This is a genomic window from Aeromonas sp. 1805, assembly GCF_013085525.1.
Lineage (GTDB): Bacteria > Pseudomonadota > Gammaproteobacteria > Enterobacterales > Aeromonadaceae > Aeromonas > Aeromonas hydrophila.
Genome location: NZ_CP038515.1, coordinates 3,447,588 through 3,461,519 on the forward strand (window position 1 = coordinate 3,447,588; position 13,932 = coordinate 3,461,519).

The 13,932-nt window shown below is 62.4% G+C and carries 10 protein-coding genes; 9 read left to right on the forward strand and 1 reads right to left on the reverse strand.

Annotated features, from left to right (window positions below; all coding sequences use genetic code 11):
• Window positions 1-12 precede the first annotated feature (12 nt).
• From tapF to E5E96_RS16260, 8 genes are all read left to right on the forward strand, one after another.
• Window positions 13-804, forward strand: coding sequence for a PilW family type IVa pilus biogenesis/stability lipoprotein TapF (gene tapF, locus E5E96_RS16225; RefSeq protein ID WP_011705643.1), 792 nt, complete (start codon window positions 13-15; stop codon window positions 802-804).
• Complete coding sequence (rodZ, locus tag E5E96_RS16230) at window positions 794-1,732, forward strand: cytoskeleton protein RodZ (RefSeq protein WP_171282604.1); 939 nt, start codon at window positions 794-796, stop codon at window positions 1,730-1,732. The genes tapF and rodZ overlap by 11 nt, the downstream gene beginning before the upstream one ends.
• Before the next feature lie 10 nt (window positions 1,733-1,742).
• Window positions 1,743-2,858 carry a flavodoxin-dependent (E)-4-hydroxy-3-methylbut-2-enyl-diphosphate synthase gene (gene ispG, locus E5E96_RS16235; RefSeq protein ID WP_016350405.1) on the forward strand — a complete coding sequence of 372 codons (1,116 nt, stop codon included), beginning with the start codon at window positions 1,743-1,745 and terminating at the stop codon, window positions 2,856-2,858.
• Window positions 2,859-2,996: 138 nt separating this feature from the next.
• Window positions 2,997-4,274: a histidine--tRNA ligase gene (gene hisS, locus E5E96_RS16240; protein ID WP_171282605.1), complete on the forward strand. Its 1,278-nt coding sequence runs from the start codon at window positions 2,997-2,999 to the stop codon at window positions 4,272-4,274.
• Between the two features lie 3 nt (window positions 4,275-4,277).
• Window positions 4,278-4,928, forward strand: coding sequence for a tetratricopeptide repeat protein (locus E5E96_RS16245; protein ID WP_011705647.1), 651 nt, complete (start codon window positions 4,278-4,280; stop codon window positions 4,926-4,928).
• Complete coding sequence (gene bamB / locus E5E96_RS16250) at window positions 4,921-6,105, forward strand: outer membrane protein assembly factor BamB (protein WP_024944077.1); 1,185 nt, start codon at window positions 4,921-4,923, stop codon at window positions 6,103-6,105. The genes E5E96_RS16245 and bamB overlap by 8 nt, the downstream gene beginning before the upstream one ends.
• 74 nt (window positions 6,106-6,179) lie before the next feature.
• Window positions 6,180-7,679, forward strand: a complete 1,500-nt coding sequence (gene der / locus E5E96_RS16255; protein ID WP_011705649.1) for a ribosome biogenesis GTPase Der — start codon at window positions 6,180-6,182, stop codon at window positions 7,677-7,679.
• Between the two features lie 104 nt (window positions 7,680-7,783).
• Window positions 7,784-8,017, forward strand: coding sequence for a zinc ribbon domain-containing protein (locus E5E96_RS16260; protein WP_011705650.1), 234 nt, complete (start codon window positions 7,784-7,786; stop codon window positions 8,015-8,017).
• 358 nt (window positions 8,018-8,375) lie between these two features.
• Here E5E96_RS16260 and mltF read toward each other — a convergent pair whose 3' ends face one another.
• Window positions 8,376-9,866: a membrane-bound lytic murein transglycosylase MltF gene (gene mltF / locus E5E96_RS16265; RefSeq protein ID WP_118881439.1), complete on the reverse strand. Its 1,491-nt coding sequence runs from the start codon at window positions 9,864-9,866 to the stop codon at window positions 8,376-8,378.
• A gap of 149 nt (window positions 9,867-10,015) precedes the next feature.
• On the opposite strand from mltF, the gene purL reads away from it, so the two are divergent.
• A complete protein-coding gene (purL, locus tag E5E96_RS16270; RefSeq protein WP_171282606.1) occupies window positions 10,016-13,921 on the forward strand; it encodes a phosphoribosylformylglycinamidine synthase in 3,906 nt (1,301 codons plus the stop codon).
• The last annotated feature ends 11 nt before the right edge of the window (window positions 13,922-13,932 follow it).

Below are 13,932 nucleotides of genomic sequence, written 5' to 3' on the forward strand. Positions count from 1 at the left end.
CTTGCTAAGCCATTGTATAGTCAGGGAATGGATACACGTACATTGATCGTAGTGGCGGCGCTCTGCGCGCTGCCAGGCTGTGTTACCGAGACCACTTACGCTGGCCAGAATTCCACCCAGCGTGAAGTGGGTCCCGATCTCAAGGCGGCAGCCCAGACCCGTCTGGATTTGGGTATTCAATATCTGCAACAGGGCAACGCCGAGCAGGCCAAGTTCAACCTTGACCGCGCGCTGCAGTATGACCCTGCCAACCCTCAGGTTTACGTCGGTTTTGCCTACTTCTACCAGCAGGTGGAAGATTTCAAGGCGGCCGAAGAGAGCTACAAGAAAGCCCTTGCCATGGATCCGTCCAATGCTGACGCGATGAACAACTATGGCGCCTTCCTTTGCAATCGTGGTCGCTTCGACGAGGCGGAAAAGGCCTTCCTGCAGGCTGTCAGCCAGCCCAACTACATCAAGATTGCCGATACCTATGAAAACGCGGCACTTTGCGCCGCGCAAAATCGCAGAAATGATAAAGCAAGCGAGTATTATCGCTTGGCCTTGGGGTATAATCCCCGCAATCCAAGGTTATTGCTGGACATGGCGGAGCTTTCCATGAAAGATGGCAAGCTGCCTGATGTGCAGGCCTATCTCGCCCGTTTTGCCGATGTGTCAGACGAGAACGAGAACAGTCTCTGGTTGAGATTGCGGCTGGCGCAGGCCATGGACAAACCGGCACTACTTCACCAATTCGGGACTGAGCTGGTAAGGCAATATCCCACTTCGCAACAAGCCAAGCGTTACTTAGCCAATGACTACTGAACAGCCACACGATTTTCAAGACGACTCCCAGGCAGTTGGCCCAGGCCAGCTGCTGCGCAACGCCCGTGAACAGCTCGGCTGGACACGAGAACAGGTTGCGTCTCGCATTCACCTTCGTCTGACCCTGATTGCCGCGATCGAATCGGATACGTATGACAAGCATACGTCCCATACCTTCATTCGCGGCTATCTGCGTACTTATGCCAAGCTGGTCGGTATCCCGGAAGAGACCATCCTCGCGGCTTATGACAAGCTGGGGCTGACGCCCCCCGACAACATCGACATGCAGAGCTTCTCCCGTCGCTCCCGTCAGCAGGCCAACGACAGCCGCCTCAAGGTTGTCACCTGGCTGGTGATCCTGGTGCTGATCGCGCTCTCCGTCGCCTGGTGGTGGCAGAGCACGGCGCGTCGCTCCGCCGGTGATGAGGCTTTGGCCGCGACTGAAATGGGCGCAACCAGCAACACCCCGAGCGCCACCGTGCCGCCGGCGGTGGATGTGGCTGACCCTGTGGTTGCTCCGGCAACTTCCGCTGCGGCCGCCACCTCGGCTGATCCCGTAGTGAGCGCCGCCGCGACCACCCTGCCGGTGGATGCCAGCAGCGCCGTGGCGACCACGGCTGTTGCGACCTCTGCCGCCACGGCCACGCAACCGGCTGCCGACATCGCCGCAAGCGAGCCGGCCAAGGTGCCCCAGCTGAAGATGAGCTTCACCGCCGACTGCTGGCTGGATGTCAAGGATGCCAAGGGCAAGACCCTGTTCAGCGGCCTCAAGAAGGCCAATGACGAACTGGTACTGGAAGGACCCGAGCCGCTCAAATTCATCATTGGTGCGCCCATGGCCGTCAATATCGAATATCAGGGCAAGTCCATCGACATGAGCCGTTACAACAACGGCCGGACTGCTCGCCTCTCACTGCCGCAGGAGTAATCTGTCCGCCATGTCCGCTCACGAATCTCCCATCATTCGTCGTAAATCCAGGCAGATCATGGTCGGTAATGTACCGGTTGGGGGCGATGCCCCCATCACGGTGCAGACCATGACCAACACCAAGACCACGGACGTGGCCGCCACCGTCGAGCAGATCCAGCGGATCGAGCGGGTTGGCGCCGACATCGTGCGGGTCTCGGTGCCCACCATGGAAGCGGCGGAAGCCTTCAAGCTCATCAAGCAGCAGACCCGCATTCCCATCGTCGCCGATATCCACTTCGACTACCGCATCGCCCTGAAAGTGGCCGAATACGGTGCCGATTGCCTGCGCATCAACCCGGGCAACATCGGCAACGAGGAGCGGGTTCGCGCCGTGGTCGACTGCGCTCGTCACTACAACATCCCGATCCGCATCGGCGTCAACGGCGGTTCGCTGGAGAAAGACATTCAGGAGAAATACGGCGAACCGACCCCGGAGGCGCTGCTCGAGTCAGCCATGCGCCACGTGGACTATCTGGATCGCCTGAACTTCGACAACTTCAAGGTGAGCGTCAAGGCGTCCGATGTCTTCCTGGCAGTCGGCGCCTATCGCCTGCTGGCCAAGCAGATTGAACAGCCGCTGCACCTTGGCATCACCGAAGCGGGCGGTTTTCGCGCCGGCGCGGTGAAGTCCGCCATCGGTCTTGGCATGCTGCTGAGCGAAGGCATCGGCGACACCCTGCGCATCTCGCTGGCGGCCGATCCGGTGGAAGAGATCAAGGTGGGTTTCGACATTCTGAAATCCCTGCGCATCCGTTCCCGCGGCATCAACTTCATCGCCTGTCCCTCCTGCTCCCGCCAGGAGTTCGACGTCATCGGCACGGTCAACGCCCTGGAAGAGCGGCTGGAAGACATCATCACCCCGATGGATGTCTCCATCATCGGTTGCGTGGTGAACGGTCCGGGCGAGGCGCTGGTCTCGGATCTGGGTCTGGCGGGGGCGGCCAACAAGAGCGCCTTCTACGAGGGTGGTCAGCGGGTGGACCGGCTCGACAACAAGGATCTCATCCCGACCCTGGAGCGCCGCATTCGCGCCCGGGCCGCCATGCTGGATCCGGCCAACCAGATCCAGGTGGACGAGGGTTGAGCAACCAAGGGCCACTCAGGGTGGCCCTGTCTTTAGGTTGCTGATTTTACATCCCGCATTGGAATACCCTGATTTTACCTCGGGGTCGAAAATCCCTATAATGCGGCCAAATTTTACCTCTTTTTCTCGAGTATCAACGTGGCAAAACAGATCCAAGCTATTCGCGGTATGAATGATTGCCTGCCGGAGCAGAGCCCGGTATGGCAGAAAGTAGAACAGATCCTGCGCCAGGTCGTGGCCAGCTATGGCTACAGCGAAGTGCGCATGCCGATTGTCGAGCAGACCCATCTGTTCAAGCGCGCCATCGGTGAAGTGACCGACGTGGTCGAAAAAGAGATGTACACCTTTGAAGACCGCAACGGCGATAGCCTGAGCCTGCGCCCGGAAGGCACCGCCAGCTGCGTGCGGGCCGGCATCGAGCACGGTCTGCTTTACAACCAGGAACGCCGGATGTGGTACATGGGCCCCATGTTCCGTCACGAGCGTCCCCAGAAGGGCCGCTATCGCCAGTTCCACCAGTTCGGGGTCGAGCTGTTCGGCATCAACGGGCCGGACATCGATGCCGAGCTCATCATGCTGACCCACCGCCTGTGGCGTCTGTTCGGCATCAACGAGCACGTGACCCTGCAGCTCAACACCCTCGGCCAGAGCAGCGAACGTGCCGCCTACCGCGATGCGCTGGTGGCCTACTTGGAGCAGTACAAGGATCAGCTGGACGAAGAGAGCCAGCGCCGCATGTACAGCAACCCGCTGCGGGTGCTCGACTCCAAGGACGAGAAGGTTCAAGCCATTCTGGTGGGCGCCCCGCGTCTGTTCGATCACCTGGGCGAAGAGAGCCTGGCCCACTTCGAGGGGCTCAAGCGCCTGCTCGAATCCGCCGGCATCCAGTACGAAGTGAACGAGCGGCTGGTACGCGGCCTCGACTACTACAACCTCACCGTGTTCGAGTGGGTCACCAACAGCCTGGGTGCTCAGGGCACCGTCTGTGCCGGTGGTCGCTACGACGGTCTGGTGGAGCAGCTCGGTGGTCAGCCGACGCCGGCTGTGGGTTTCGCCATGGGCATGGAGCGACTGGTGCTGATGCTCGAGACCCTCGAACTCAACGGCGATATCCGCCCGGCGGTGGATGTCTACCTGGCCATGGTGGGTGAGGGCACTGAACAGGCCGGTTTCCAGCTGGCCGAGCGGTTGCGCGATGCCCTGCCTGACTTGCGCCTGATGAGCCACTGCGGCGGCGGCAACTTCAAGAAACAACTCAAGCGTGCCGACAAGAGCGGCGCGGCCATTGCCCTGATCCTTGGCGAGACCGAGGTGCAAAACGGGGAGATCACCATCAAATATCTGCGTGGCCAGGCCGAGCAACAGACCGTCACGGTCGACGCCGCCATTGCCCTGCTGGCAGCCAAAGGAGAGTAAGCTGTGGAAGTTTATACCACCGAAGAACAACAGGTTGAGGTCATCAAGAGCTGGTGGAAAGAGAACGGAACCTCGGTGATCGCAGGAACTGTTATCGGTCTGGTTGGACTCTTTGGCTGGCGCTACTACAACGAGCATCAGCAGACCAGCCAGGAGACCGCCTCCCAGGCTTACAACGAGATGGCCGCCCAGCTGGCCAAGGGCGATGCCGCCGGCTTCGAGCAGGCGCAAAGCTTCATCAGCGCCCACAAGGGTGACTCCTATGCCGAACTGGCTGCCCTGCAGCTGGCCGCCGCCGCCGTCAAGGCCGGCAAGCTGGATCTGGCCGTCGAGCAGCTGACCCAGGTGGCCACCAGCGGTGACGAGAGCATCCGTCCCATCGCCGCCCTGCGTCTGGCCCGGGTTCTGAACGATCAGGGCAAGGCTGACGAGGCCCTGGCCCAGCTTGGCAAGATCAACAACGATGCCTTCAAGGCCCAGGTTGCGGAAGTGCGCGGCGACGTGCTGCTCAAGCAGGGCAAGGCCGAAGAGGCGCGCGATGCCTATCAGGCGGCGGCCGATGCCGGCGGTCTGCAGGGCAGCGCCGAGCTCAAGCTGAAAATGGACGATCTGGCGTTGCCAGCGGTGACCACGGGTGAGGCTCCGGATGCGTAATCTGTTCAAGATGGTGGTGTTGGGGGCTGCGGTCTCCTTCGCCCTGCAGGGGTGCTCCCTGTTCAGTTCGGAAGAGGACCTCAACCCGATGGCGCCGCTGCCCAAGGTCGAGTCCGCCTTCACGGCCGATACCAGCTGGTCCTCCTCGGTGGGTGACGGCATCGGCGACTTCTACTCCCAGCTCAAGCCGGTGGTGGAAGAGGAGCGCATCTATGCCGCCGCTCGCGATGGCGATGTGACCGCCTTTGACCGCGAAAGTGGCAAGGAGCTGTGGAGCGTGGATCTGGCTGACCTGCCGATCAACGCCGACAAGCGCAGCGCCCGCCTCTCCGGTGGCCTGGTATCCCGTTACGGCAAGCTGTTCCTGGGTTCCGAGAACGGGGTGGTCTACGCCCTGAACCAGGAGAATGGCGAAGTGCTGTGGCAGACTTCGGTCCCCGGTGAAGTGGTGGCGAGCCCTGCCGTCGAAGATGGCCGGGTGGTGGTGCTGACCACCTCGGGCCGTCTGGTGGCGCTCGATACCGATGAAGGCAAGCTGCAGTGGACGCTTGCGGAAGAACAGCCGCCGTTGACCCTGCGCAGCGCCGGCGCCCCCATCATCACCAACGGTGCCGTGCTGTATGGCCGCGCCGATGGCAAGGTGGGCATCGCCCTGCTCAGCAACGGTCAGCCGGTGCGCCAGTCCAAGGTTGCCGACCCGCGCGGTGCTACCGAGCTGGATCGGATGGTCGACGTGGACGCCACCCCGCTGATCGCCGGCGATGAGCTCTATGCCATCGCCTATAATGGCCAGCTGATGGCGCGCAAGCTGATGACCGGTGACGAGGTATGGAAGCGCAAGTATTCCGGCTACCGCGACATGGCGGTGACCGGCAATGCCATCGTGCTGACCGATAGCCGCAGCCACCTGTTTGCGGTCGACCGTCGCAATGGTCTCGAGCTGTGGTCCAATACCCAGCTGGAAAACCGCACCGTGACCGCCCCCGTCATCCTGGGTGACTATGTGGTGGTCGGCGATGTGGAAGGTTACCTGTATTGGCTGGATCGTACCGACGGTACCATCAAGGCCATGCAGCAGCTCGACAGCAGTGGTCTGTACGCCGCCCCTCTGGTGGACGGTGACACCCTGTATGTGCAGAGCCGTGGCGGCAAGTTGTACGCTATCAAGCGTCCCTGATCGCCCGTCAATCTGAATATCCGGCTCCTGGTCTTCGGACCCGGAGCCTTTGTCGTCTTGAGAATGAGGCTTTTATGACTCCTGTAGTAGCCCTGGTGGGCCGCCCCAACGTGGGGAAATCCACCCTGTTTAACCGCCTGACCCGTACCCGGGATGCCCTGGTGGCTGACTTCCCCGGTCTGACCCGGGACCGCAAGTACGGCCAGGCGAAGTTGGGCGAGCTGGAATTTATCGTGGTGGATACCGGCGGTATCGATGGCACCGAAGAAGGGATCGAGCTGAAGATGGCCGAACAGTCCCTGCTGGCCATCGAAGAAGCCGACGTGGTGCTGTTCATGGTGGATGCCCGTGCCGGTTTGACCGCGGCGGATCAGGCCATCGCCGAGCACCTGCGCAAGACCCACAAGAAGGTGTTTCTGGTGGCCAACAAGACCGACGGCATCGACGGTGACTCCGCCGTGTCCGAGTTCTACGGTCTGGCCCTGGGCGAGGTCTACCAGATGGCGGCCGCCCACGGTCGTGGCGTACTGAGCCTGCTGGAGCTGGCGCTGGCCCCCCATCTGGAGACCCTGGTCGACGCCGCCACACAAGAAACCGCGCAGGATGAGGAAGAAGAGGACTTCGACGAAGAAGCCCTGCTGCGCATGGTGGCTGCCGGGGAACTGGACACCAAGGAAGACACCAAGGAGACGCCGTTCGCCGACCTGCCCATCAAGTTTGCCATCGTCGGTCGCCCCAACGTCGGCAAATCCACCCTGACCAACCGCATGCTGGGTGAAGATCGGGTCATCGTCTATGACATGCCGGGTACCACCCGCGACTCCGTCTACATTCCGATGGAGCGTGACGAGCAGAAGTACGTCATCATCGACACCGCCGGCGTGCGTCGTCGCGGCAAGGTGCACGAGACGGTGGAGAAGTTCTCCGTCATCAAGACCCTCAAGGCGATTGAAGATGCCAACGTCTGCCTGCTGGTGATCGACGCCCAGGAGACCATCACCGATCAGGACTTGAGCATCCTCGGTTTCGTGCTCAACACCGGCCGCTCCGTGGTACTGGTGGTGAACAAGTGGGATGGTCTGGATCAGAAGGTGAAAGAGGACGTCAAGAACGAGCTCGATCGTCGTCTGGGCTTCATCGACTTCGCCCGCGTGCACTTCATCTCCGCCCTGCACGGCAGCGGGGTTGGCCACCTGTTCGAATCCATTCAGGAGGCCTACCAGTCCGCTACCCGCCGTACCAGCACCGCCATGCTGACCCGCATCATGCAGATGGCGCAGGAAGACCACCAGCCGCCGATGGTGAACGGTCGCCGGGTCAAGCTCAAATATGCCCACGCCGGTGGCTACAACCCGCCGCGCATCGTGATCCACGGCAACCAGCTCAACGACTTGCCGGATTCCTACAAGCGCTACCTCATCAACTACTTCCGCAAGTCGCTGAAGATCATGGGGACGCCGGTCCGGGTCGAGTTCCAGGAGTCTGCCAACCCGTTCGAGGGCAAGAAAAATACCCTGACCCTGAGCCAGGAGCGGCAACGCAAGCGCCTGCTCAAGGCCAAAGCCAAGAAATAAGGCCCAGCGGCTGCCCTCACCGGCAGCCGTTTTTTCTGAGGCCAAGGGGAGGGGAATGTGCAGTGGGCTGACCCACTGCACATTCACTTTGCAAGGAGCCAACCATGAGCCACCTTCACTGCCCTGCCTGTCAGGGCGAGCTGGACAGTCGCAGCCGCGAGACCACCTGCAGCCAGTGCCAGGCCCGTTTCCAGATCCGGGCCCTCTGCCCGACCTGCCGGCAGGAGCTGGAGCGGCTCAAGGCCTGCGGCGCAGTGGATTACTTCTGCAATCACTGCAACAGCCTGGTATCGAAGCGGGCAGTGGTGTTTGAGGTGAGCCCGCTGGCGGGGAATTGAGGCGATAAAAAACCCGGCGATTGCCGGGTTTATGCTGTGTGTTCTGCTATCAGCAAGGTGAAGGAGCGGTTTCGGCGCCATATCTTGCGTTTGATGTCATTGAGCTTGAGTTTGCGTCTGGGGCTCCAGCCGCACTTTGCTTTTCTGACCAGTGTCGTTCTTCTGCGAGCTCGCATCTTGGTCTCCTCCCATTGGGTGGCCATCCCGGCCTTGGGTGATGATGGGAGCCTATCTGAAAGTGCTGTCATCCCGAGTGCAAGTGAATGAAATAGCGCGATAAAAACAGTTTCGGATAGGCTCCGGTATGGTCGGATGGTAACAGAGAAACCACCCGAAAAACAAACCTGTCAACAAGGGGTCAGCGCAGGGTGATCTGCTTGACCACTTCGGCGATGACGGTGGGGCGCTCGGTACTGGGCGGCTCGCTGCTGTCGTCATCGTCCAGCTCTTCGCGGCGGTGGGCTTTCTGCTGCTCGTTGTCGAGCCAGAGCAGGCTCTGGTAGTACTGGCGCACGTTGTTGACGTAGTTGCGCGCCTCGCCGCCACGGGCATAGCCGTAGCGTACCTTGCGATGCCAGCGCGACTGCTGCAGCAGCGGCAGCACCTCTTTCACGTCGCTCCAGGCATCGGGATTCTTGCCAAGCTCCTTGGTCAGGCGGCGGGCATCCATCATGTGGCCGTAACCGATGTTGTAGGCGGTGAGGGCAAACCACACCTTCTCGTCATCGGGCACGGAGGCGGGCACCTTCTCCATCATCTGCTCCAGATAACGGGCGCCGCCCTTGATGCTCTCCTCCGGGTGCAGCCGGTTGTTGACCCCCATCGCCTTGGCGGTGGGCTCGGTCAGCATCATCATGCCGCGCACCCCTGTGTAGGAGCGCGCCTCCGGATCCCAGTGGGATTCCTGATAGCTGATGGCGGCCAGCAGGCGCCAGTCCACCACGTTGGCGTGGGTCTTGAACAGATCCTGATACTTGGGCAGCAGGCTCTTGGCCCGCTGCAGGAAGGTGCGGGTGTCGACGAAGTCGAAATTCTGCACGTGTCCGAAGTACTTCTCGTCGAGCTTGGCGATGGCGCCGTCCATGAAGCGCTGGCCGAAGAAGTCGATGATGCTGGCGTAGAGACTGTCATCCGGCAGCTTGGTCATGGCCCAGGCCACAGTCTGGTTCTTGGCCAGGGTCATCCCTTCGGTGAGCTCGGGGTAGTAGCGCTGGGTGCGGGCCAGCACGGTATCCTGCACCACCGTGTAATCAATCTTGCCGTCGGCCACCTGCTTGAGCAGCTCCTCCACGTCGGCATCCCGATTGGTGCTCCACTTCAGGTTGGGGTACTGCTTGGCGAGCTCCTTGAGCAGATCTTCGCCGGTGGAACCGGCCGGCACCACTATGTTGCCCTTGAGATCGCCGATGTCCTTGGGCTTGGGAGAGCCGTTGCGATAGACCAGCTTGGGGGAGACCTGGTAGAAGCCGGGGCCGAAGCGAAACAGCTGGCGCCGCTCCGGGGTGACCACGATGGCGGCGGCAGCCAGATCCAGCTTGCCCTTTCTCAGCAGTTCCACCAGCTCGGCGGTGGAGTAGACCGGCACTATGGTCAGCTTGACCCCCAGCCAGTCGGCATAACTCTGCGCCAGCTCGTAATCGAACCCCTGGGCGGTGTCGTCACGCTGGTAATAAGAGGTGGGGCCGTAGATGGTGCCAACCCGGATCTCGCCTCGCTGGCGGATCTGCTCCAGCTGGCTGGAGGGGGTGTAGAAGTCGCAACCGACCAGGGTCAGCAGCAACGTCAGCCCGATAAACAGTCGAAAAATGCAGCGCAAGTAGGTGAGTACCCTTGTTGAAAAAATCGGCATTTGTCAAAAAAGAGGCACCTTTATACCAGAGAGTGTGCACCGAGTCACACTGGGCAAAACAAGAAAAACGTTTGTCCGGCATGGGCCTGATCCCTATAATACGCGCGTCTCAATTCCCCCCCACTTCAACACTTGGTGAGAAAGGTCATATGGATATCTTGCGTGGTGCCCCCGCACTGTCTGAGTTTCGTGTCCAAAAACTGCTGCAACGCTTCGCGCAGATGAAACAGGAGAGAGGAGTAGAGATAGAGGATGTCTATGCCGAATACGTGCACTTTGCCGAGCTTTCGAGCCCGCTGTCGCCCCCGGAGCGAGCGACCTTGGGCCAGCTCCTGCGCTACGGCCCGACCATCCCCGAACACACCCCCAGCGGTCAGCTGTTTCTCGTTACCCCCCGCCCCGGCACTATCTCCCCCTGGTCTTCCAAAGCAACCGACATCGCCCACAACTGCGGCCTGAATCAGGTCAAGCGGCTCGAACGCGGCATTGCCTATTACGTGCAGGCCAAGGGTGAGCTGAGCGCCGCCCAGCGCGCCGACGTGGCCGCCGTGTTGCACGACCGCATGATGGAGACGGTATTTGGCGAGATGAACGAGGCCGCCGCCCTGTTTGCCCATCACGAGCCGCGCCCCTTCACCCAAGTGGATGTGCTGGGCGGTGGTCGCGCCGCGCTGGCCGAGGCCAACGTGGCGCTCGGTCTGGCATTGGCCGACGACGAGATAGACTACCTGGTGGAGAACTTCCAGCGTCTGGGTCGCAACCCCAACGACATCGAGCTCTACATGTTTGCTCAGGCGAACTCCGAGCACTGCCGCCACAAGATCTTCAACGCCGACTGGACCATCGACGGTGAGCAGCAGCCCAAGTCGTTGTTCAAGATGATCAAGAACACCTTCGAGCAGACGCCGGATCATGTCCTGTCTGCCTATAAAGACAACGCTGCGGTGATGGAAGGGAGCCAGGGTGGCCGCTTCTTCCCAAGCCCGGCCAGTGGCGAGTATCACTATCATCAGGAGCGCGTCGACATCCTGATGAAGGTGGAGACCCACAACCACCCGACCGCCATCTCCCCGTTCCCGGGCGCCGCCACCGGCTCCGGCGGCGAAATTCGCGATGAGGGTGCCACCGGTCGCGGTGCCAAGCCCAAGGCGGGTCTGGTGGGCTTCTCGGTCTCCAACCTGCGCATCCCCGGCTTCGAGCAGCCCTGGGAGCAGGATTTCGGCAAACCGAGCCGCATCGTCAGCGCGTTTGACATCATGCAGGAGGGGCCGCTCGGCGGCGCCGCCTTCAACAACGAGTTCGGCCGTCCGGCCATTCTCGGCTACTTCCGTACCTTCGAAGAGCAGGTGCCGAGCCACAACGGCGTCGAGGTGCGCGGCTACCACAAGCCCATCATGCTGGCGGGCGGTATCGGCAACATCCGCAGCGAGCACGTCCAGAAAGGGGAGATCCCGGTGGGGGCTGCCCTCATCGTGCTGGGTGGCCCGGCCATGAACATCGGTCTGGGCGGTGGTGCCGCATCAAGCATGGCCTCCGGCCAGTCGGCAGAAGATCTCGACTTTGCCTCGGTGCAGCGTGACAACCCCGAGATGGAGCGTCGTTGCCAAGAGGTGATCGACCGCTGCTGGCAGCTGGGGGACGACAACCCCATCGTCTTCATCCACGATGTGGGGGCCGGTGGCCTCTCCAACGCCATGCCGGAGCTGGTGAGCGACGGCGATCGCGGCGGTCACTTCTCCTTGCGTGCCATTCCGAACGACGAGCCGGGCATGAGCCCGCTCGAGATCTGGTGCAACGAATCCCAGGAGCGCTACGTACTGGCGGTGGCCAAGGAGAAGCTGCCGCTGTTCAAGGCGCTGTGTGAGCGCGAGCGCGCGCCCTATGCCGTCATCGGCACCGCCACCGAAGAGAAGCATCTCACTCTCTCGGATGAGCACTTTGACAACCACCCCATCGACTTGCCGCTTGATGTGCTGCTGGGCAAGACCCCCAAGATGCACCGCGAGGTTGCAAGCCTGCCGGCGCAGGGCAAGCCGCTGGCGCTCGATGGCATCACGTTGGGCGAGGCTGCCGAGCGGGTGCTGCGTCTGCCTACCGTGGCGGAGAAGTCCTTCCTCATCACCATCGGCGATCGCAGCGTGACCGGCTTGGTCAACCGCGACCAGATGGTCGGCCCCTGGCAGATCCCGGTGGCTGACTGCGCCGTCACCGCCGCCACCTACGACAGCTACCACGGCGAAGCCATGTCCATGGGCGAGCGCACCCCGGTGGCGCTGCTCTCCCACGCCGCCTCCGCTCGCATGGCAGTGGCGGAAGCGCTCACCAACCTGGCGCCGGCCCACATCGGCTCGCTCAAGCGGGTCAAGCTCTCCGCCAACTGGATGGCCGCCGCCGGTCACCCGGGCGAAGATGCCGGCCTCTACGAGGCGGTCAAAGCGGTGGGCGAGGAGCTCTGCCCGGCCCTTGGCATCACCATCCCGGTGGGCAAGGACTCCATGTCCATGAAGACTCGCTGGCAGCAGGATGGCAAGGAGCACAGCGTCACCTCGCCGCTCTCCCTGCTCATCTCGGCGTTTGCCCGGGTGGAGGATGTGCGCAACACCGTCACGCCGCAGCTGCGTACCGATCTCGGTGAGACCGACCTTATCCTCATCGACCTTGGCAACGGCAAGCAGCGTCTCGGCGCCTCCGCCCTGGCCCAGGTCTATCGCCAGCTGGGTGACAAGGCACCGGATCTGGACAACCCGGTCCAGCTCAAGGGCTTCTTCAACGCCATCCAGGCGCTGGTGAGCGATCGCAAACTCATCGCCTACCACGACCGCTCCGATGGCGGCCTGTTCGTCACCCTGGTGGAGATGGCCTTCGCCGGTCACTGCGGCCTCGACCTGCAGCTGGATCGCATCGGTGGCGAGCTGCTGCCGGCCCTGTTCAACGAAGAGCTGGGCGCCGTCATCCAGGTGCGCCGTGAAGATAAAGAAGCAGTGATGACCCTGCTGGCCGGTCACGGCCTGGCGGCTTGCTCCCACGTGCTCGGCACGGTGCGTGAGGGGGATCTCATCACCCTGCAGCGGGCCGGTCAGGAGGTCTACCGCGCCAGCCGTACGGCTTTGCGTACCATCTGGGGCGAGACCAGCTGGCAGATGCAGCGCCTGCGCGACAACCCGGCGTGCGCGGATCAGGAGCATGCCGCCCGTCAGGACGCAGCCGATCCGGGCCTGCAGGCCAAGCTCAGCTACAACCCGGCCGAGGATGTGGCTGCACCCTACATTGCCCGCGGGGTCTCCCCCCGTCTGGCGGTGCTGCGCGAGCAGGGGGTCAACTCCCACGTGGAGATGGCGGCGGCATTTGACCGTGCCGGCTTTGCGGCGGTGGATGTGCACATGAGCGACATCCTCGAAGGCCGTATCAAGCTGGATCAGTTCCAGAGCCTGGTAGCCTGTGGCGGCTTCTCCTACGGCGACGTGCTGGGGGCGGGCGAAGGCTGGGCCAAGTCCATTCTGTTCAACGACGGTGCCCGCGAGCAGTTCCAGCGCTTCTTCGAGCGCGGCGATACCCTCTCCCTGGGTGTGTGCAACGGTTGCCAGATGATGTCCAACCTGCGCGAGCTGATCCCGGGGGCCGATCTGTGGCCGCGCTTCGTGCGCAACCGCTCCGAGCGTTTCGAGGCCCGCTTTAGCTTGGTGGAAGTGCAGGACTCCCCGTCGGCCTTCTTCACCGGCATGGCGGGCTCGGTGATGCCGATTGCCGTCTCCCACGGGGAAGGGCGAGTGGAGGTGCGCGATGCCGCTCACCTGGCCGCGCTGCAACAGAGCGGGCTGGTGGGGCTGCGTTTCGTCGACAACCGCGGTCAGGTGACCGAGCAGTACCCGGCCAACCCGAACGGTGCACCGGCGGGTATCACCGCTGTGACCACTACCGACGGGCGCGCCACCATCATGATGCCGCACCCGGAGCGGGTGTTCCGCACCGTGGCCAACTCCTGGCACCCGGACAACTGGGGCGAGGATGGCGCCTGGATGCGGATGTTCCGCAACGCCCGGGTACGTCTGGGCTAAGCGCGTATCGC